The sequence below is a fragment of the Arthrobacter celericrescens genome (genome assembly GCF_003614925.1).
Taxonomy (GTDB): Bacteria; Actinomycetota; Actinomycetes; order Actinomycetales; family Micrococcaceae; genus Arthrobacter; species Arthrobacter celericrescens.
The window spans coordinates 186,478-206,277 of record NZ_QYLP01000031.1; the positions used below are offsets into that span (position 1 = coordinate 186,478).

At 68.2% G+C, this 19,800-nt stretch carries 15 protein-coding genes and 1 pseudogene; 9 read left to right on the plus strand and 7 right to left on the minus strand.

Annotated elements, in window-relative coordinates; genetic code table 11:
• Positions 1-184: 184 nt before the first annotated feature.
• Positions 185-406, plus strand: a complete 222-nt coding sequence (locus tag D3654_RS07585) for a DUF7455 domain-containing protein (RefSeq protein WP_115789953.1) — start codon at positions 185-187, stop codon at positions 404-406.
• A gap of 137 nt (positions 407-543) precedes the next feature.
• On the opposite strand, the gene D3654_RS07590 is transcribed toward D3654_RS07585, so the two are convergent.
• The 4 genes from D3654_RS07590 to D3654_RS07605 form a co-directional block, all read right to left on the minus strand.
• Positions 544-1,821, minus strand: a complete 1,278-nt coding sequence (locus D3654_RS07590; protein ID WP_120520891.1) for an RNA polymerase sigma factor — start codon at positions 1,819-1,821, stop codon at positions 544-546.
• Positions 1,822-2,074: 253 nt separating this feature from the next.
• On the minus strand, positions 2,075-3,334 hold the full coding sequence (locus D3654_RS07595; RefSeq protein ID WP_120520892.1) for a DUF4192 domain-containing protein: 1,260 nt from the start codon (positions 3,332-3,334) through the stop codon (positions 2,075-2,077).
• A 144-nt stretch (positions 3,335-3,478) separates the two neighbouring features.
• Positions 3,479-4,837: an MFS transporter gene (locus D3654_RS07600; RefSeq protein ID WP_120520893.1), complete on the minus strand. Its 1,359-nt coding sequence runs from the start codon at positions 4,835-4,837 to the stop codon at positions 3,479-3,481.
• 46 nt (positions 4,838-4,883) lie between these two features.
• Entirely contained in the window at positions 4,884-5,822 is a 939-nt protein-coding gene (locus tag D3654_RS07605; protein WP_120520894.1) for a proteasome assembly chaperone family protein, read from the minus strand.
• Between the two features lie 255 nt (positions 5,823-6,077).
• Between D3654_RS07605 and D3654_RS07610 the strand changes: the two genes are divergently transcribed.
• The 4 genes from D3654_RS07610 to D3654_RS07625 all read left to right on the plus strand — a co-directional run bounded on the left by D3654_RS07610 (position 6,078) and on the right by D3654_RS07625 (position 11,554).
• The gene (locus D3654_RS07610; RefSeq protein WP_120520895.1) at positions 6,078-7,604 is read left to right on the plus strand and encodes a leucyl aminopeptidase; all 1,527 of its coding nucleotides are present in this window, start codon (positions 6,078-6,080) and stop codon (positions 7,602-7,604) included.
• A gap of 229 nt (positions 7,605-7,833) precedes the next feature.
• A complete protein-coding gene (gene lpdA, locus D3654_RS07615; protein ID WP_120520896.1) occupies positions 7,834-9,216 on the plus strand; it encodes a dihydrolipoyl dehydrogenase in 1,383 nt (460 codons plus the stop codon).
• Positions 9,217-9,318: 102 nt separating this feature from the next.
• Positions 9,319-11,064 carry a 2-oxoglutarate dehydrogenase, E2 component, dihydrolipoamide succinyltransferase gene (sucB, locus tag D3654_RS07620; protein ID WP_120520897.1) on the plus strand — a complete coding sequence of 582 codons (1,746 nt, stop codon included), beginning with the start codon at positions 9,319-9,321 and terminating at the stop codon, positions 11,062-11,064.
• A gap of 139 nt (positions 11,065-11,203) precedes the next feature.
• Positions 11,204-11,554 carry a hypothetical protein gene (locus D3654_RS07625; protein WP_120520898.1) on the plus strand — a complete coding sequence of 117 codons (351 nt, stop codon included), beginning with the start codon at positions 11,204-11,206 and terminating at the stop codon, positions 11,552-11,554.
• 100 nt (positions 11,555-11,654) lie between these two features.
• Here the strand turns inward: D3654_RS07625 and D3654_RS07630 are convergent, their stop codons facing one another.
• Positions 11,655-12,026 (minus strand): VOC family protein, encoded by a 372-nt coding sequence (locus tag D3654_RS07630; RefSeq protein ID WP_120520899.1) that lies wholly within the window; start codon positions 12,024-12,026, stop codon positions 11,655-11,657.
• Positions 12,027-12,167: 141 nt separating this feature from the next.
• Here D3654_RS07630 and D3654_RS07635 point away from each other — a divergent pair, with 141 nt between their 5' ends.
• Positions 12,168-12,596 carry an OsmC family protein gene (locus D3654_RS07635; protein WP_120520900.1) on the plus strand — a complete coding sequence of 143 codons (429 nt, stop codon included), beginning with the start codon at positions 12,168-12,170 and terminating at the stop codon, positions 12,594-12,596.
• Positions 12,597-12,687: 91 nt separating this feature from the next.
• On the opposite strand, the gene D3654_RS07640 is transcribed toward D3654_RS07635, so the two are convergent.
• A complete protein-coding gene (locus tag D3654_RS07640; RefSeq protein WP_120520901.1) occupies positions 12,688-16,167 on the minus strand; it encodes a S41 family peptidase in 3,480 nt (1,159 codons plus the stop codon).
• Between the two features lie 84 nt (positions 16,168-16,251).
• Between D3654_RS07640 and D3654_RS07645 the strand changes: the two genes are divergently transcribed.
• Positions 16,252-17,145 carry a TIGR01777 family oxidoreductase gene (locus D3654_RS07645; protein WP_120520902.1) on the plus strand — a complete coding sequence of 298 codons (894 nt, stop codon included), beginning with the start codon at positions 16,252-16,254 and terminating at the stop codon, positions 17,143-17,145.
• 50 nt (positions 17,146-17,195) lie between these two features.
• Here the strand turns inward: D3654_RS07645 and D3654_RS07650 are convergent, their stop codons facing one another.
• Positions 17,196-18,800, minus strand: a complete 1,605-nt coding sequence (locus D3654_RS07650) for a serine/threonine-protein kinase (RefSeq protein WP_120520903.1) — start codon at positions 18,798-18,800, stop codon at positions 17,196-17,198.
• 98 nt (positions 18,801-18,898) lie between these two features.
• Between D3654_RS07650 and lipB the strand changes: the two genes are divergently transcribed.
• Together lipB and D3654_RS07660 are read left to right on the plus strand one after the other, a co-directional pair.
• Positions 18,899-19,597, plus strand: coding sequence for a lipoyl(octanoyl) transferase LipB (gene lipB, locus D3654_RS07655; RefSeq protein ID WP_280960095.1), 699 nt, complete (start codon positions 18,899-18,901; stop codon positions 19,595-19,597).
• Positions 19,594-19,800, plus strand: a pseudogene (locus D3654_RS07660) (lipoyl synthase); the annotation flags it as partial. The gene lipB and the pseudogene D3654_RS07660, both read left to right, overlap by 4 nt.

Sequence of the window (19,800 nt, forward strand, 5' to 3'; positions counted from 1 at the left end):
AGGACTTCTACTAGGCTAGCCGCCTCCGCCCGCCAAGGCCGTTTTGCCACACCCGGATGAGCGGCTTCACGGGTGGTGTTACGCACATGTGATACGCGCTGAGCGAAAGTTGAGCCTTTCTTGCGCTAAATAGGTACTTTCGGCTGCTTATATGGATCTACAGAACTATCTAAGGAGGCCGACCATGACAACAGCTGTTGCAGACCGCACGCTTACTGCTGCTGACCGGTGCGATCGTTGCGGAGCCCAGGCGTACGTCCGCGTTGTACTCGAGACCTCCGGTGGCGAGCTGCTCTTCTGCGGGCACCACGCACGCGCAGTGGAAGCGACTCTCCGTCCCAAGACCTCTGAATGGCACGACGAGACGTCCCGCCTGCACGAGAAGGAACCCGTTCCGGTCGACTAAGGCTGCAGGATCCCGGCCGCCGGAACGCGGCCAACGCGGGACAAGCAAGAACAAACAGGCGTGGCCCCTCCATCCGGAGGGGCCACGCCTGTTTTGTCCCTGTTTTGTCGCCCGGGCCTCGCGGCCCGGGCGGGGTCCTAGTCCAGGTAGTCGCGCAGGACCTGGGAGCGCGACGGGTGGCGCAGCTTGGACATCGTCTTCGATTCGATCTGGCGGATGCGTTCGCGGGTCACACCGTAGACCTTGCCGATTTCGTCTAAAGTCTTCGGCTGGCCGTCGGTCAGGCCGAAGCGCATGGCGACAACGCCGGCTTCGCGCTCGGAGAGGGTGTCCAGGACGGAGTGCAGCTGCTCCTGCAGCAGGGTGAAGCTCACCGCGTCCGCCGGGACAACAGCCTCGGAGTCCTCGATGAGGTCACCGAACTCGGAGTCGCCGTCTTCACCCAGCGGGGTGTGCAGCGAGATCGGTTCGCGGCCGTACTTCTGGACTTCGACGACCTTTTCCGGGGTCATGTCCAGTTCCAGCGCGAGCTCTTCGGGCGTGGGTTCGCGGCCGAGGTCCTGGAGCATCTGGCGCTGGACACGGGCCAGCTTATTGATGACTTCCACCATGTGCACCGGGATACGGATGGTGCGCGCCTGGTCGGCCATGGCACGGGTGATGGCCTGGCGGATCCACCAGGTAGCGTAGGTGGAGAACTTGAAGCCCTTGGTGTAGTCGAACTTCTCCACGGCGCGGATCAGGCCCAGGTTGCCTTCCTGGATGAGGTCCAGGAAGAGCATGCCGCGGCCGGTGTAGCGCTTGGCCAGGGAAACGACGAGGCGCAGGTTGGCTTCGAGCAGGTGGTTCTTGGCGCGCTTGCCGTCGTGGATGATGAATTCGAGCTCGCGCTTGAGCTTGGGGTCCATCGAGCCGTCGTCGGCGTTGATCTTCTCTTCGGCGAACAGGCCGGCCTCGATGCGGAGCGCGAGGTCCACTTCCTGCTCGGCGTTCAGCAGCGCGACCTTGCCGATCTGCTTCAGGTAATCCTTGACGGGGTCGGCGGTGGCGCCGGCCGACATGACCTGCTGGACCGGGGCGTCATCGTCGTCGGCGTCCGAGTAGACAAAGCCGGAGCCGGTGCCTGCGGGCTTCTTCTCGTCTTCTTCCACCTCCTCGCCGAGCTCTGCTTCGTCGGGAGCAGCGGCGTCGAAGTCCTCCTCGGCCTCTTCTTCGGAATCCTCGGATTCGTCGGAAGACTTGGCGGCTGCCTTGGCTCCGGGCTTCGGCCCGCGCTTCTTGGGGGCCGGCTTCTCTGCGTCTGAAGCCTTGCCAGCACGTGTTGCCGCGCTCGTGGCAGTTGCGGCCGCCTTCGTTTCTTCGGCGGTCAGTTCAGCCTGGGCGGCGGGTTCCTTCTCGGCGGGAGACGGGGTCACAGAAAACCTTTCTAGCGGCGGGCTGTGGAATCACCATGAGGGCAACACCACTATGACCCTGTCAAGTCCGCGATCAACATCAAGTGCGTCCGGCGGCTGCAGAGTCACTCAGTAAAACTGCCGGCGCCGCCGAAATGTTCCCGGTAAAAAGGGAACGCCTAAAGCACTTGAAACACGGACCCAACCGGGTCTCGGCCTACATTGTCTCACGCTTTTCCCCATCGGCGGGCGAATTGCCCGACTGCGGCGGCGTTCAGGCCGCTGCCCCGCCAAAGCGGCGCCACGCGGCACCGCTGTTCCCAGCCCAGCCGCAGAGGGTTCCGCGGTGCACGAGTTCGGCCAGCAGCGCGGCCAGCCGGTAGCCGGGTTCTTCCGCTTCGGCCTGGCACAGGAGGGCGTCGGCGAAGGTGCCGCTCCCCCGGCACCAGTGGATCCAGCCGCGCAGGGTCAGTGCCGCGGCCCTGGCTTCCCCGCCGCCGCGCGCGGCAAGGTCCTCGAGCAGCCGGTCCAGGGCGTCGAGGCGCTTCCAGTCGGGAACGGCCGGGTGCAGGCCGAGCAGGACGTCCCCGTAGCGCAGCAGGGCAGCAGGGTCCTTGGCTGCGCGCTGGTTCACCGGGGAGGATCGTCCGGACGATGACCGGGGTTTACTTCCGGCCGCGGGCGCGGCCAGTTCGGCAGGCAGTTGAAGCTCAGGCAGGGTTCCGGCACGGAAGAAGCCGAAGGCCTCCGCGCCGGCGCACGCCGTGTCCCGTCCGGCGGCCGAAGCAACCGCGACCGCGTCGCGCCAGGCCGGGATGCGCAGGCAGGCCCGCAGGAAGGCTGCCGGAACGGTACCCAACGCCGGGGACCCGCAGTCGCCGTCCAGGACGCGGAACCAGGCGTCGAGCATCGCGCCCAGGGACGCCCGGCCCCTCCACACCTCCCCGATCCGTTCGAGAGCTGCGTCTTCTTCCGCAGCGAGGCCCGGCTCATCCTGCCCGGCGAACGGTCCGGGCACTTCCTCGGAGCCGGTCGCGGCACCGGCCGGGACGTTGCTTCCGCGGAACACCATCTCGGCGTTGAGCCTGCTGTCGTGGATCAGTTCAACGGGGTGCCCGGGCCACGGGCAGCATGCGGGGTTTTCGCAGAATGCGCTGCGCCAGTGGCCGGGACCCACCAGCCAGGCGTCGCGCAGGGTGAGTCCGGCGGCGTCGAGCACTTCACCCACCGCCTGCAGCAGCGGACGGTTCCGCCGTGCGACCGTGCCGTCATCCCAGCCGGAACCCGAATAGACAACCAGCAGGACGCCGTCGGCGGTCCGGTCCGCGGCGAGGTACTCACCGACCTTGCCGGCAAAGGCGGCGAGGCGGGGCGGACCGGAGTCCGGGGGCAGGTCGACGCGGAGTGTCGCACCGAGCGTCTTCCCGTGCAAGGTCATGGCCACCAGGCTTTCCTCGGGCCAAAGTCCGAGGGCATGGGGGACGTAGCCGAGGATGTCCTCGGGGCGGGAGACGGTCATGCGTTCGTTTGCCATGGATCCAGCATCGGCAGCAGCCGCGGCCCGCGGCAGGGACGGATTCACGTATGTGGAAAGGCCGCGACATCGGACCCTTGTGGAGGAGCACTGCCGAGGAGCACTGCCACGCCACCTGGGCGCGACCGGCCACCAAAAGCACCGTCAGCCGACGGCGCTATCCTGCTTTCCGTCGAGGTCCCCGCCGCGCCGGCGGCGTTCCCGGTAGCGTTGGGCGATGACCTTCGGCAGCGGTTGGACGTGGACGCCCTGCTCCGCCATCTGGCGACGGACCTTGCGCCGAACCAGGACGATCAGCACCCCGCCGAGCAGCAGGAACACGAACTGGACGCTCAAGGCGATCCGGAACGGATCCAGGCCATAGAGTTCCCCGCCGGAGAACCCTGAGGCGTGGAGGAGGTCCAGGACGAGGCCCACAAGGTAGATGGTCAGGAGCGCGGCGACGAAGCCGCCCACGTTCACGATCCCCGTTGCCGTGCCGATCCGGTGGGACGGGTTGAAGGTGCGGGCGAAGTCGAACCCGATCATCGAGCTCGGACCGCCCACGGCCAGCACCGCGGCGAGCAGGGCCAGCAGCCACAGCGGAGCCCTGCCGGGCCACACCAGGACCGCCGCCCAGGTCAAGGCCGTGGCGGCGGAAATGAGGAGGACCATTGCCGAACGGCGCATGGGGTGCTTGGCCACGAAGCCGCCGAAGAACGGCCCCGCGACCATGCCCACCAGCACGTAAAGGCCCATGAGGGAGGAGGCCACCGCGGGGCCGGTTCCCTGCGCCGAGACCAGGAAGGGATATCCCCAGGACATCGCGAACACCGTGCCGCAGAACTGCACCGTGAAGTGGCTCCACAGGCCGAGCCGGGTGCCCGGCTGCCGCCAGGCGCGGGCCAGGCTGACGCCGGTGGCCCGCAGTCCCTGGCTGCCGTCGCGCGGCGGGTGGCCGGGCGGGGTGTCCCGCAGCATCGCCAGCACCAGCACGACGGCGAGCGCCGAGAAGGAGGCCAGCATCAGGTAGGCGGGGGTCCAGCCGGCGGAGTGCAGCACCAGCGCGAACGGCACCACGCTGATCACCTGGCCCAGCTGGCCGCTCATCCCCGTCAGCTGGGTGACCAGGGGCGCCCGGCGCGGGGCGAACCAGAGCGGAATCAGCCGGATCACGGAAATGAAGGTCATCGCATCGCCGGCGCCAACGAGCACCCGGCCGAAGACCCCGGCGCCGATCGAATCGGCGAAGGCAAGTTCCAGCTGCCCCAAGCCCATGAGGACGGCACCGCCGGCGATCATCACCCGCGAGCCGAAGCGGTCAACGAGGATGCCCACCGGAATCTGCAGGCCGGCGTACACCAGGAGCTGGAGCACGGTGAAGAAGGAGACGGCTGCGGCGCCGGCGTGGAAGCGCTCGGTGGCTTCCAGGCCGGAGACGCCGAAGGAGGTGCGCTGCGCCACTGCCACCAGATAGGCGAGCACCCCGATCGACCAGATAAGCCAGGCGCGGGGTGCATTCACCGTTCGATTATCTCCGAAATACGGCAGAAAGCAGATTTAAGAAGTCTCAGGGCCGCACATCTTTGCGGGCAAGGTACGCCTCGACGGCGGCGCCGAGTTCGTCGGCGTCGGGCAGTTCGTCGTTCTCGTCCGCCAGCAGCGAGCGCCGGACCTGCCCTTCGGCCTTGTCGTCATAGCGGCTCTCGAGGTTCGCCACCACTTGCTTGACTTCCTCGGAGGCCTCGACCTGTTCGGCGATCTGGCGGCCGACCTCGCGCCCGGCTTCCCGGAGCCGGTCCGTGGGAAGCATGAGGGAGGTGGCTGCGCCGAGGTATTCCAGCCCGGCGACGGCGGCCGGCGGGTATTCGGCGTCGGCCAGGTAGTGCGGGACGTGGATGACGTACCCCGCAACAGGGTGCCCGGCCTCGCTGAGCCGGTATTCCAGGACATGCCCGACGGCGGCGGGAACGTCGACGGTCGGCTTCCAGGTGGAGATGCCCTCCACGAGTTCGGGCCGGTTGCCGTGCACGGTGACGCCGAGGGGGCGGGTGTGCGGCACGGGCATCGGAATGGAGTGGATCCACGTCACGAGCTTCACCTGCAGGGTTTCCACGATGCCGAGGACGGCGCGGGCGAACCGCTCCCACTGCAGGTCCGGTTCGAATCCGGCGAGCAGGAGGAAGGGCTGGCCGAGCCCGTCGCGCAGGCGGTACAGGGCCAGGACCGGGGCCTTGTAGTCCTCGAGGTGGTCCTCAACGAACGTGATCTGGGGGCGGCGGCTGCGGTAGTCGATGAGCTGGTCGGCGTCGAACACGGCCACCGTCTCGGCGTCGAGGGCGTCGAGCAGTTCGGCGTTGACCTGCTGAACCACGTGCCCGGCGTCGGCGAAACCGGTGAAGCCCACCAGCATGTTCAGGCCTTTGAGCTCCGGGCTGTGGAAGAGCCCGATGTTGCCTGCGTAGAGGGATTCAGGGTCAAGGAATGAGCCGGAGATACCTTCAAACACGGCGGGATCCTTTCAATCAATACAACTTCTTCCGGTACAACACCTGCGGCCGGCGGGGCATTCCTGCGGCGCGTGTGCCGCAGATCTCATCTGATTGCTTTCCGCCGCGCCGGAGCGGCTACGATCAAAACTGCCGCAACGGCGGCTCCAGGCCCTACCGGACCAGTCCACGAGACGGTCCCGGGGGCGACCGGAACCGGGCGCCTGACATGCTGCCCGGCCAAGCCATGCAAAGAGAGATGAGGAAAAATCCTCGTGGTGAAGACTACAGACATCACCCTTGGCATCATCGCCAAGGACCTGAAGAAGTCCCCCAGTGAAGCACTGGTGATCGGTGTTGCACAGGGAGCCGACGGCCCCGTGCTGCTCGACAACCCCTTGAGCGCCAAGGCCGCCGAAGTCCTTGCCGGCTCCCTTGGAGTGCTCGGTGTCACCGGCGCCGCCGACCAGGTCCACCGCCTGCCCGGCCTTCCCGAAACCGGCTCCGCTGTCCTGGTGCTTGCCGGTACCGGCAAGCCTGACGGCAACGGGCGCGCCACGGGCGAGAGCCTGCGCCGCGCCGCCGGATCCGCGGTCCGCCAGCTAGCCGGCCTCGGCAGCGTGACGCTCGCGTTCCCGACGGCGGATGCCGCCGACGTCGCGGCAGTCGCCGAAGGTGCCGCGCTGGGTTCTTATTCCTATACGGAGCACCGTTCCAGCCTGGACGGACTGAAGGACCCGGTCGCGAAGGTGCTGATCCACACTTCCATGGACGCCAAGGGGGCCCAGCCGCTGCTGGACCGCGCCGCACTGCTCGGCCGCGCCGTCAACGCCACCCGCACCCTGGTGAACCAGCCGCCCAGCCACCTGTACCCGGAATCCTTCGCCGACGCCGCCAAGGATCTCGCCAAGGGACTGCCGGTCAAGGTGACGGTGTGGGACGAGAAGCGCCTGGAGAAGGAAGGCTTCGGCGGAATCCTCGGCGTCGGCAAGGGCTCGACCCGCCAGCCCCGCCTGGTCAAGGTCGAGTACGCCCCCGCCAAGGCCACCCGGAAGCTCGCCCTGGTGGGCAAGGGCATCACCTTCGACACCGGCGGCATCTCCATCAAGCCCGCCCTCGGCATGGGCGACATGAAGAGCGACATGGCCGGAGCCGCCGTCGTCCTTAATACTGTCCTTGCGATCGCCGGCCTCGGCCTGCCCATCAAGGCGACCGCCTGGCTCTGCATCGCGGAGAACATGCCCTCAGGTGCCGCGCAGCGGCCCGCCGACGTCCTGACCGTCTACGGCGGCAAGACCGTGGAGGTGCTGAATACCGACGCCGAAGGCCGCCTGGTGATGGCGGACGGGCTGGTTGCCGCGAGCCTGGAACAGCCGGATGCGATCATCGACGTCGCCACCCTCACGGGCGCCCAGCTGATCGCACTCGGCAACCGCACCGCCGGCGTCATGGGATCCGACGACGTCACCGGCGCGCTCAAGTCCGCCGCCGACCGCGCCGGCGAACTGGTGTGGCCGATGCCGCTGCCGGAGGAGCTGCGTGCCAGCCTGGATTCCCAGGTGGCGGACATCGCCAACATCGGCGAACGCCACGGCGGCATGATGACGGCGGCCGTCTTCCTTAAGGAGTTCGTCGGCAAGGGCGCCCAGGGGGAACAGATCCCGTGGGCCCACATCGACATAGCGGGCCCGTCCTTCAACAACGGAAGCCCGTACGGCTACACCCCCAAGCAGGGCACCGGAAGCACCGTCCGCACCCTCGTCGCCTACGCCGAAGACCTGGTCTCCCGGCCCGTGGCGTAGGCCCGTGGGGCCGGTCCATGACCGGCCCCACGGCCGAACGTGAGACTGGCCACAAGCACCACCCAAAACGGCTACGGAGGGTGGAGCATGAATAGGTGGTTCGCTAAGGTGAACCACGGTAGTCACAAATGCAAGAGAACTTTTCGTGCTGGCATAATCGCGGCAGAACTTGTTCCAAGACCAGATGGCCCGTTATCTCGTGCCATCGTTCACGCGAGGGAGCGTCATAGTGGCCGATCAGGCAACTGCGCAAGAATTCGACATCCTGGTACTCGGTGGCGGCAGCGGCGGCTACGCCACGGCCCTGCGTGCCGTTCAGCTTGGCTTCACCGTCGGCCTCGTTGAGAAGGCCAAGCTCGGCGGCACCTGCCTGCACAACGGCTGTATCCCCACCAAGGCCCTGCTGCACTCCGCCGAACTCGCCGACCACGCCCGCGACGCCGCCAAGTACGGCGTGAACGTCACCCTGGACAGCATCGACATCGACGCCGTCAACGCCTACAAGGACGGCATCGTCGCAGGCAAGTTCAAGGGCCTCCAGGGCCTCATCAAGGCCAAGGGCATCACGGTCATTGAAGGTGAAGGCAAGCTCCAGGGCACCGACACCGTGGTTGTGAACGGCACCGCCTACAAGGGCAAGAACATTGTCCTGGCCACCGGTTCCTACTCGCGCTCCCTCCCGGGCCTGGAAATCGGCGGCCGCGTCATCACCTCCGACGAGGCGCTGACCCTGAACTACATCCCCAAGAGCGCCATCGTCCTCGGCGGCGGTGTGATCGGCGTCGAGTTCGCTTCCGTCTGGAAGTCCTTCGGCGTGGACGTCACGATCGTCGAGGGCCTGCCCTCCCTGGTGCCGAACGAGGACACCGCGATCGTCAAGACCCTTGAGCGCGCCTTCAAGAAGCGTGGCATCAAGTTCAGCACCGGCGTCTTCTTCCAGGGCGTGGAGCAGAACGAGAACGGCGTCAAGGTCACCCTCGTGGACGGCCAGACGTTCGAAGCGGAGCTCCTGCTCGTGGCCGTCGGCCGCGGCCCGGTCACCGCGAACCTCGGCTACGAAGAAGCCGGCATCACCATCGACCGCGGCTTCGTCATCACCAACGAACGCCTGCACACCGGCGTCGGCAACATCTACGCCGTCGGCGACATCGTCCCGGGTGTCCAGCTCGCCCACCGCGGCTACCAGCAGGGCATCTTCGTCGCCGAGGAAATCGCCGGCCTCAACCCGGTGGTCGTCGAAGACGTCAACATCCCCAAGGTGACCTTCTGCGAACCGGAAATCGCCACCGTGGGCTACACCGAAAAGGGCGCCAAGGAGAAGTTCGGCGAGGACCAGGTCCAGACCCAGGAATACAACCTGGCCGGCAACGGCAAGAGCTCCATCCTGGGCACCGGCGGCATCGTCAAGGTGGTCCGCCAGAAGGACGGCCCCGTGGTCGGCATCCACATGATCGGTTCCCGCATGGGTGAGCAGATCGGCGAAGCCCAGCTGATCGTCAACTGGGAGGCCTACCCGGAGGACGTGGCCCAGTTCATCCACGCCCACCCCACCCAGAACGAAACCCTCGGCGAAGCGAACCTGGCCCTCGCCGGCAAGCCGCTCCACGGCTAGCAGCCACCAGACAGCCGCCCCGCGCCGGCACGAACTGCCGGCGCGGGGCAACCCAGGCAACACCCATCCGCACAAAAGACCAATAAGGAGAACGGGGACGACATGTCTGAATCCGTTAACTTGCCCGCCCTCGGTGAAAGCGTCACCGAAGGCACCGTCACCCGCTGGCTCAAGCAGGTCGGTGACCGCGTGGAAGTCGACGAGCCCTTGCTCGAGGTCTCCACTGACAAGGTAGACACCGAAATCCCTTCTCCGATCGCAGGCATCATCGAGGAAATCCTCGTCGCTGAGGACGAGACCGCAGAGGTCGGCGCTCCCCTGGTCCGTATCGGCAACGGCACCGCTCCGGCCGCAGAAGCACCCGCAGCCCCTGCTCCCGCAGCCGAGGAAGCCCCCGCCCCGGCCGCCGAAGAAGCACCCGCAGCTGAAGAAACCCCGGCCTCCCCGGCCGCTGCCCCTGCCGCAGAGGCTCCCGCCGCCGCTGAGGGCCACGAAGTGACCCTCCCGGCCCTGGGCGAAAGCGTCACCGAAGGCACCGTCACCCGCTGGCTGAAGGCCGTCGGCGACACCATTGAGGTCGACGAGCCGCTGCTCGAGGTCTCCACCGACAAGGTCGACACCGAAATCCCCTCCCCGGTCGCAGGCACCCTGCTGGAGATCCGGGTGAACGAAGACGAAACCGCAGAGGTCGGATCCGTCCTGGCCGTCGTCGGTTCCGGCGCACCCGCCGCCGCCCCGGCAGCACCTGCTGCAGCCCCGGCCCCGGCTGCTGCTCCGGCACCTGCCGCAGCTCCCGCTCCGGCGCCCGCCGCTGAAGCCGCCCCCGCACCGGCCGCAGCTCCGGCACCTGCTCCGGCCGCAGCTCCGGCACCTGCTCCGGCTGCAGCCCCCGCACCCGCCGCAGCTCCGGCGTCGGAATCCTCCTCCTACGTCACCCCGCTGGTCCGCAAGCTCGCCAACCAGAACGGCGTGGACATCGCCACCGTGACCGGCACCGGCGTCGGCGGCCGCATCCGCAAGCAGGACGTGCTTGCCGCCGCTGAAGCCAAGAAGGCCGCCGCTCCGGCTGCCGCACCGGCCGCAGCCGCAGCTCCGAAGGCCGCCGCACCCGTCGTGGCCTCCTCGCTGCGCGGCACCGTGGAGAAGGCTCCGCGCATCCGCCAGGTCATCGCCCGCCGCATGCGCGAATCGCTGGAGGTTTCCACCCAGCTGACGCAGGTGCACGAGGTCGACATGACCAAGATCGCCAAGCTGCGCCTCAAGGCCAAGAACTCCTTCCAGGCCGCGAACGGCGTCAAGCTGACCTTCCTGCCCTTCATCGCCAAGGCTGTTGCCGAGGCCCTCAAGCAGCACCCCAAGCTCAACGCTGCGTACGACGAGGACAAGCAGGAAATCACCTACCACAACGCCGAACACCTGGCGATCGCCGTCGACACCGACAAGGGCCTCCTGGTTCCGGTCATCTCCGACGCCGGCCAGCTGAACCTTGCCGGCCTGGCCAGCAAGATCGCCGACGTCGCCGGACGCACCCGCGACGGCAAGATCGGCCCGGACGAGCTGTCCGGCGGCACCTTCAGCATCACCAACATCGGTTCGGTGGGCGCCCTGTTCGACACCCCGATCATCAACCAGCCGCAGGTCGGCATCCTCGGCACCGGCGCCATCGTCAAGCGCGCCGTGGTGGTTTCCGATGAAAACGGTGACGACTCGATCGCCATCCGCTCCATGATGTACCTGTCGCTGACATACGACCACCGCCTGGTGGACGGCGCCGACGCAGGACGCTTCCTGCAGACCCTCAAGGCCCGCCTTGAGGAAGGCGCCTTCGAGGCGGACCTGGGCCTCTAGGTCCCATCCGCGGAGACGGACGCAGAACGCGACGGCGGGGCGGTCCGGTGGGAAACCACCGGGCCGCCCCGCTTTTCTGTTCCCAATTCACGCCGTGGCTTTGCTACGGGACGTAGAAGCTGCTCGCTAAGCTGTAGCCATGGGTATTCTCTATAGCATTCTGGTCTTCTTGCACGTTGTCGGCGCGGCCATGATTGTGGGCTACTGGATCGCCACCATCAAGGAACCGACCGTCCACCCGCGCCAGCGCGACGGTGCGTTCCTCCAGTTGCTCACCGGCATCGCCATGATGGGCCTGATTCCCGTCCTTGACATGGACGCCAACTACTTCAAGCTCGGCATCAAGTTCGCGATCGGCCTGGCCGTGGCAGTCCTGGCTGTGATTGGTTCGCGCAAGGTCAAGAAGGGCGAGCCCGTCTCCACCGGCCTGGCCCACGGCGTGGGCGGCCTGGCGCTGATCAACATCGCCATCGCGACCATCTGGCAGTAATTCCCGGAGACTGTGAAGGCCACCCCGCCGCGTCGGGGTGGCCTTCCGCGTTTAACGCAGGGGGCCAGGGGCCCGGGCGAGCTTCCGGAGTCCGCCCGCGTCAGTCGGCAGCGATGCAGAACTCGTTGCCTTCGGGGTCCTGCGTGACATCCCAGTGGAAGTCGCCGATGTCGTGCCCTTCCACGAACCGCGCCCCCAGGCACTCCGCCCGGCGGCGGAGGACGGCGGGTTCCGGGTGGTGCAGGTCCAGGTGCAGCCGGCGCCGTCCCTCCGTCGGAACAGCCACCTGCTGGAATGCCAGCTGCGGCGTTCCGGGGGCCGACGCTTCGAGCCAGATGAAGTCCTCGTGCCGGGCGGCCACGGGAAGCTCCAGCAGCACGGACCAGAATTCCGACAGCCGGCCGGCGTCCACGGCGTTGATCATGATCGAGGCGATCCGCGGGCGGGGGGACGTTTCCATGAGGTTCTCCATGGCGCACAGTCTAGGGAACGGAGTCATATTCCACCCGCAGCGGACAGCCTGTGCGGCGCGGCCCGGGAATCCCTAGGATTGAGCATGATGGCCTCCGGTACCCCGCCGGAGGCCGATTCGCGACGACGCTGAGGAGTGGACATGGCAGCAACACGCACCGCACACACCGTTTGGAACGGCAACCTGATCGAAGGCGCCGGCAACACCACGCTGGACAGCTCCGGCCTGGGCACCTACGAGGTCACTTGGAAGGCACGCACCGAGCAGTCCGGCGGCAAGACCAGCCCGGAGGAACTCATCGCCGCAGCCCACTCCGCATGCTTCTCGATGGCCTTCAGCCACGCCCTGGCCGAAGCCGGCTACGCACCGGAAGAGGTCCGCACCAAGGCCGACGTGACGTTCGTTCCCGGCACCGGCATCACCGGAAGCCACCTCACCATGTCCGCGACGATTCCCGGCATCACTGAAGAGGACTTCCAGCGGATCGCCGGCGAAGCCAAGACCGGCTGCCCCGTCTCCGGCGCTCTTGCCAGCATCGACATCACCCTGGACGCCACGCTGGACGCCTAGGACTGATACAAACGAACTGGGGCCCTGGCCCTCCGGAAGGAGGGACAGGGCCCCGGTCGTCCCCGGGTGCAGGTCCCGGGAACAGGCGGTCCTACGGCCGCGGCGGCAGCGGTTCCGGACGGAGCGTGCGGTAGCCCTCGCGCAGCGGCGGCCGGTCCGTGGGTAGCTCCTGGATCATCTCCTTGAGCGCGCCGATGCCGTATTCCAGCTGCGGGTCGGTGCCGGCCGCGTAGGCGTGCGGCGGGAAGAGCACCTCGATGTCCGGTTCGACGCCGAAGTTCTCCACGCTCCACGCGACGCCGTCGCCGAACCAGGTGGCGTAGCGCGGCTGGGTGACTCCGGTGCCGTCGGCCAAGGTGAAGCGGTTGTCGATGCCGACCACGCCGCCCCAGGTCCTGGTGCCGATCACGGGCCCGATCCCCCGCAGCTTCGAGACCTGGGTGATGATGTCGCCGTCGGAGCCGGCGAACTCGTCGGCGAGGATCACCACGGGCCCGCGCGGAGCATGGTGCGGATACGTCCGGGGCCGTTCGCCGCGCGGCATGCTCCAGCCGGTCACCTTGCGGCCGATCAGTTCGGCCACCAGCTGGGAGGTGTGGCCGCCGCGGTTCCGGCGCACGTCCACGATCAGGCCGTCCAGTGCGGTTTCGGTGTCCAGGTCCCGGTGCAGCTGTGCCCAGCCGTTAGCCATCATGTCCGGCACGTGCAGGTACCCGAAGGTGCCGTTGGATGCTTCCCGGACCGTGCGACGGTTGCCGTGCACCCATTCCTGGTAGCGGAGCCGTTCCTCGTCCTTGAGCGGGACGACGGCGATCCGCCGCTGCTGCCCGGCCGCGGCACCGTGGCCCGGTCCGTTGCGCAGTGTCAGTTCCACGGCCCGCCCGGCGGCGCCGAGCAACTGCTTCGCCGGGGTCAACTCGGAGGAGAGCGCGACGCCGTCGATCGCCAGGAGGATGTCGCCGTCCTTCGCGTCGGCACCGGGCCGCTTCAGCGGCGGATTGGCCAGCGGATCGGAGGAGTCGCCGGACAGGATCCGGGTGATCTCCCAGCCGCCGTTGCGGTACTCGAAGTCGGCGCCGAGCCGGCCCTGGCCGTTGCTGCCGGGCTCGGTCACGGCTGCCGGGCGCACGTAGGCGTGCGAGGTGCCCAGTTCACCGTGCAGTTCCCACAGCAGGTCAACGAGGTCGTCGTGCGAGCCGAGGCGCTCCACCAAGGGACGGTAGCGCCGGTGCACGGCGTCCCAGTCCTGGCCGGCCATGTCCTCGGTCCAGAAGAAGTCCCGCTGCAGCCGCCACGCCTCGTCGAAGGCCTGGCCCCAGACAGCCAGCGGATCCAGGAGCACCCGGATGCGCTGCAGGTCAACCTTCACCAGCTCGCCGGATTCCTCGTCGGCCTTGGCCGTGGCGGGGGCCGCGCTGAGCTGCTTTTCGTGGACGAAGACGATCTTCTTGCCATCGGCCGACAGCCGGTAGCGCGTCAGGGCCGGCACCAGCGTGCTCTGTTTCTGCTTGCCCAGTTCGTAACGGACCAGGGACGGTGCCGGGGCCTTGTCCTGCAGGCTGCCCCGCCCGTCGCCGGTGACGCCGGAAAGCGGCGTGTCGAGCCACAGCAGCGCCCCGTCCGGTGCCGAAAGCTGGGAGTAGTTGCCCTGCGGGACGGGCACACCGATCACCCGGAAGGGAAGGCCGTCGACGTCGACCCGCACCTCGGGGACGGCCCCGGCGGACGCGGCCGGTTCCGCGGCCGTCTCCAACGGCTCGATGGCGGGGCCGAAGGGCGACGGGGTGTCCGCGGCGAGGGCCAGCAGGTACGGCTTGATGGGGCTCGGGAAGGAAAGGTCGAAGGCATGTCCGTCGTAGACGGGGTCGAAGCTGCGGTTGGACAGGAAGGCGAGGAACTTGCCGTCCGGGGTGAACACGGGCGATTCGTCGCAGAAGCGTCCATCCGTGATGTCGATGATGCCGCTGCTGCGGTCCGCTTTGGCTATCCGGAGCTTGCTGCGCGAGCCGAAGGACGTGACCGGTTCCGACCAGGCAAGCCACTGCGAATCCTGTGACCACGCGAGGGCATCGATGGTGCCGTCTCCGATGGTCACCAGGGGTTCGAGGGAACCGTCGCGGGTGTCGACCAGGAAGACGTCCCCGAACGCGGTGCCGACGGCCAGCCAGCGGCCGTCCGGGCTTGCTTCGAGGGCGCTGGGGCGGGCGGGACGCGGGAAGTCGATGCGACGGACCGATCCGGCGGCGTCCGCAACCGTCTCCGTTGCGGAGGCTCCGCCGTCGGGCGCGTTGTTGTCCGGGTGCTCCGCAGCTTCCTGGTCCGGTACAGCCGTGCCGGCCGCGACGCCGGTGCCGCCGTTCCCGGTGACCGCCGCCGCCGACACGGGACGCGGCAGGGCACCGGACTGCGGGGCCTCCGGCTGCGTGGACGGGACCTCGCCCGCGGTTTCCGGCCCGGAGCCCGCCTGCGCGGAAAGCGGGGCCGCAATGTCCTTGATGTAGATGGCCTCGACGCCGTCGTGGTCCGCCACGTAGGCGATCTTTCCGCCGGCCAGGGGGCGGGGCAGGCGGGCGCGCACACCCGGGGTGGCCTCGATGACCCGGGACGGGCCGTCCTTGTGGCGGAGCCAGTGGATGGTGCCGTGACTTTCCACGGCACTGGCGGTACCTGCCTCGTTGGGGAAGACCTCGCCGAGGTGCGTGCCGACCTTCAGCGGGGCCGGGCGGCGGTTCTGCGATGCCGAACCGAGGGTAATGTCCAGCTTCACGGCCGTGGCGTCCTCCGCGAGTCCGGGCAACACCCACAATTCTCCCGCGGACTCGAACACCACGCGCGTGCCGTCGGTCGCGGCGTGGCGCACGTAGAAGTCCTCGTGGTCGGTGTGCCGGCGCAGTCTGCTGCCGTCCGGGAGCACCGAGTACAGGTTGCCGTGGCCCTCGTGGTCCGAGAGGAAAGCGATGCGCCCGTCGATCCACAGGGGGTCCGTGAGGTTGCCGTCGAGTTCGGGCACCAGCCGTTCGAATTCGCCGTTGCCATCGCGGTCGATCCACAGCTTCCCGGCGGTTCCGCCGCGGTACCGCTTCCACCAGGCGGGTTCCCGGGACAGCACGGTGGCCAGGACCACCGGCCGTTCATCCCCCACTTCCGGCCCGAAAGCCACGGATTCAACGGGCCCGTACGGGAGCTCGACGGCGGAGCCGCCGCCCAGCGGCAGCGCGTAGGGGTAGCTGTGGCGGCTTTCGGACTGCCGGTAGGAGCTGGTGAGCAGCACCTCGCCCGCGGGGGTGAACCCCCGGACCCGGGTGCTGCTGTGACCGAAGTAGCTCAGCTGGCGGTAGTTCCCGCCGTCGACGTCGGCCGTGACCACCTCCGGTGCGGTGCCGACGACTGTGGTCCAGACAAGCTGTTTTCCGTCCGGCGAGAAGCGGGGGTTGCGGGCCGGCAACTGCTGGGCCGAAACCCGCCAGGCGCGTCCGCCGGCGAGGGGCGCGATCCAGACGTCGTCCTCGGCCACGAAGGTGACCAGGTCGCCGTGCAGATGCGGAAAACGGAAGTAACTGGAGGAGGTCATTGTTCGATCATAGTCAACCGGCCGTTGCCCTTCCGGACGGCGTCATTGCAGCGTGAAAACGGCGTGCCGTGGTGTGATGAAGGCATGCGAATCGTCATCTCCGGAGCATCGGGCTTGATCGGGACCGCGCTGGCGGAGAGCCTTCGCAGCAAGGGGCACGAGGTGGTCCGGCTTGTCCGGCGGCCGGCGTCCGCTCCCGATGAATCGTCCTGGGATCCGGCGGCCGGGGTGCTGGACGGGACGGTCCTTGACGGGGCCGGTGCCGTCATCAACCTTTCGGGCGCCGGCATCGGCGACCGGCGCTGGACCAAGGCCCGGCTGCGGGTACTGTCGGCCTCGCGCCTGCAGTCAACGGAAACCCTGACGGCGGCGATGTCCCGGGTGGAGCTTCCGCCGCAGGTGTTCCTGAGCCAGTCGGCTTCCGGGTACTACAGTTCGCGCCCCGGTGTGCTCCGGGAGGATGCGGGCCCGGGTTCCGGCGTGCTGTCCAGGCTGTGCGTCGAGTGGGAGGCTGCCGCGCACACGGCGCCGTCGGCGGTCAGGGTTGTCACGCCGCGGACCGGGGTGGTGCTCAGCCCGGAAGGAGGAGCCCTCGGTCCCCTGCTCCCGCTGTTGAAGCTTGGCCTGGGTGGTCCCTTCGGCAGCGGGCGGCAGTTCTGGCCGTGGATCACCATGCCCGACGAGGTTGCCGCCTTTGAATTCCTGCTCGGATCCGGGCTCGAGGGCCCGGTGAACGTCTGCGCCCCGGAAAGCGCGGACGTCAACGCCCTGGTGGCCGCCCTTGCCACGGCGGTGCACCGGCCCGCGTTCTTCAGGGTTCCTGCGCCTGCGCTGCGCCTGGTGCTAGGGCGGCTGGCCGATGAACTGGTCCTGGCGAGCCAGCGGATGGAGCCGGCGCGGCTGCTCGACGCCGGTTTCGAGTGGCAGCACCCGGCGCTCTCCGACGCCGCGGCGTGGCTGGCCGGGGAGCTCCGCTGATTCCGGCCTTCGGGGCGGGCGGTCCGCGGACCGTTCCGTCAGGTGTCCCTTCAGGTGCTTCCGGCGAGGATGTCCGCAATCCGCCACCCGCCGTCGACCTTTGACAGGACCAGCCGCAGTCTCTGCGGCTCCCCGGCCGCGCGGGTACGGACCAGCTTCCCTGAGGCGTCGCGCTCCTCGAAGCCGGAGGTCTCGACGACGGCGGTGACGGCCGCTTCGCCGTCGCGCGGAGGACTGGACACGCGGATGTCCTTCAGGACGGTGGTGAACCCCGCCAGGACGACGCCCGCCTTTTCCATCTGGGCCCGGATTTTCGCATCGGCGGCGGCCGCGGGAGAACGGTGGGCGTTGACCTCGGCCAGGAGGTCGAACTTTCCGGTGCGCAGGGCGGTGTCGCGGAGGGCGGACAGGCCTTTGATGGCTTCCTCGGGCCGTTCGGAGCGCAGTTGGGCGCGGACCGTTTCGCTGATGCCGTGACCCGTGCCGCCGGGCTTGGTGCCGGCGGCGGCCGCGCTCCCTGGAGTCGTCCCAGGGACCTGGACACCCGCGGGCCCAGGCGCGCCGGCGCTTGGGGCTTCTGTGCCGGGCTTCGGCGGCGCCGCGGACCACCAGATGCCACCGGCGACCAGAAGCGCAACGGCCAGTGCGCCGACAACCCGGCCCTGGACCTTCCGCCGGGCCCGCGCCGAGGGCCGTTGCCCGGCCCCGGCGACGGAAGCCCTGCCTGGAAGCCTGGACGCAAACCTGCCCAGCCCGCCCGCCAGGCGTTTGGCACGCAGGCCCTTGCCCGGCGCGGGCCGGCGCCGGGTCAGCAGTTCCGGAACAACCGTGCTGTCCACCGCGTCGGAGAGATCCACGGGAGCCGCCGCCGCGCTCCGGTAGACGGCAGCCCCGAAGGCCATCGCCGGCGGGCGGGCTGCGGCGTCCTCCTGGAGCCCCGCCTCGATCGCGGCGGCCAGCGCCGGCGGCACCTCGGGCACGAGCAGGGTGAGCGGCGGGCGCCTCGATGCGGTCTCGGGTGGCATCCCGGTGAGGCAGTACCAGGCAAGGGCGGCCAGGGAAAAGCAGTCCCGCTCGGGGCGGAGGACGCCTGACGCGCCGCCTACTGCCGGATCATTGAATCCGGGCGTCCCCTCGGCCGGTGCCGTCCCGGGGTCCCCGAGCATCCGTGCCGTGCCAAGGTCCGCCAGCAGCGGCTTGCCGTGCGCGGTGAACAGCACGTTCCCCGGGGACACATCGGAGTGCACCACGCCTTCCTGGTGGAGGAACGCCAGCAGGCGTGCCAATGGCGTGATGACGGTGACCGTCTCGCCCACGCTGAGCCTTTTCCGCGTGCTGACCAGGTGTCCCAGGGAACCGCCGGCGGCATAGTCCATCACCAGCCCGGGCTGGCCGTCGAAGCTGCCGCCGAGCCGGACGACGTCGTGCAGCCGCAGCAGGTGCTCGTGCTGGAGGCGGGAGAGGATCCTGACTTCCCGTTGCAGGCCTGCCATGGACTGCGGGTCGGCCATCGTGGCTGTTCCGATAAAGCACTTGACGGCGACCTGGCGGCCGTCGTTCTTCGCGGTGGCAAGCCACACCGAGGCACTAGCGCCGCGTCCCAGTTCACGGACCGCCTCGTGCCCGGGAATCAGCGGGGCATTGGGAATTTCCATGCTTCAAGGATTACCTGAAACCCGGAAACCCCGCAGAAGTTATCCACAGGCAGCCAATTCACCGGTGATGACTGAGAGCTTGGCCACAAAATCATGGCCTGGCACGCACGGGGTCTAAGCTTGAACGCATGACTCTTGAGTTTTCACAACTGGGTCTTGCCCCCGATTTCGTTGATTACATGCACGGCTGGGACGCGCAGCGCGAAATCCACAACAAAGTTGTTGCCGGCGAGGGACCCAACACCGTCTTGCTCCTGGAGCACGCCGCTGTCTACACGGCAGGCAAGCTGACGGAAGACCACGAGCGTCCCTTCGACGGAACCCCCGTGGTTCCCGTCGACCGCGGCGGCAAGCTCACCTGGCATGGCCCGGGCCAGTTGATCGCGTATCCGATCATCAAACTGAAGAACCGAGCCGGCATCCGCGACTATGTTGAACGGCTGGAAGCCACCATGATCGCCGTGATGGCGGACTACGGCATCAAGGCCGAGCGCATCAAGGGCCGGGCCGGGGTTTGGATCAAGGCCGACAGCAAGGGCCCGGACCGGAAGATCGCCGCGATCGGCATCCGGGTCCTCGACGGCGTGACCATGCACGGCGTCGCCATCAACTGCAGCAATGACCTCGCCCCTTATGCGCAGATCATCGCCTGCGGCATCACGGACGCCGGGGTCACCACCATGTCCCTGGAGACGGGCCGCACCATCAACCCCGCGGACATCGTCGACCGCTTCGTGGAAGAATTCCGCAAGCACGAAGAAGCACTCGTCCTCAGCCCCGAAGGAGCTATCCAGTGACCCTGGCACCTGAAGGCCGTAAATTGCTGCGTGTTGAGCAGCGCAACAAGGCGGTCCCGGTCGAACGCAAGCCCGAGTGGATCAAGGCCAAGGTCCAGATGGGGCCCGAGTTCGTGGGCCTGAAGAACCTCGTGAAGCAGGAAGGCCTGCACACCGTGTGCGAGGAAGCCGGCTGCCCGAACATCTTCGAATGCTGGGAAGAC

Excerpts from the sequence above, each read along its gene's own strand:
- D3654_RS07585 (WP_115789953.1), top strand. The coding sequence starts at position 185 with ATGACAACAGCTGTTGCAGACCGCACGCTTACTGCTGCTGACCGGTGC.
- D3654_RS07595 (WP_120520892.1), bottom strand. The coding sequence starts at position 3,334 with ATGGCAAACGAACGCATGACCGTCTCCCGCCCCGAGGACATCCTCGGC.
- sucB (WP_120520897.1), top strand. The coding sequence starts at position 9,319 with ATGTCTGAATCCGTTAACTTGCCCGCCCTCGGTGAAAGCGTCACCGAA.
- D3654_RS07625 (WP_120520898.1), top strand. The coding sequence starts at position 11,204 with ATGGGTATTCTCTATAGCATTCTGGTCTTCTTGCACGTTGTCGGCGCG.
- D3654_RS07630 (WP_120520899.1), bottom strand. The coding sequence starts at position 12,026 with ATGGAGAACCTCATGGAAACGTCCCCCCGCCCGCGGATCGCCTCGATC.
- D3654_RS07635 (WP_120520900.1), top strand. The coding sequence starts at position 12,168 with ATGGCAGCAACACGCACCGCACACACCGTTTGGAACGGCAACCTGATC.
- D3654_RS07640 (WP_120520901.1), bottom strand. The coding sequence starts at position 16,167 with ATGACCTCCTCCAGTTACTTCCGTTTTCCGCATCTGCACGGCGACCTG.
- D3654_RS07645 (WP_120520902.1), top strand. The coding sequence starts at position 16,252 with ATGCGAATCGTCATCTCCGGAGCATCGGGCTTGATCGGGACCGCGCTG.
- D3654_RS07650 (WP_120520903.1), bottom strand. The coding sequence starts at position 18,800 with ATGGAAATTCCCAATGCCCCGCTGATTCCCGGGCACGAGGCGGTCCGT.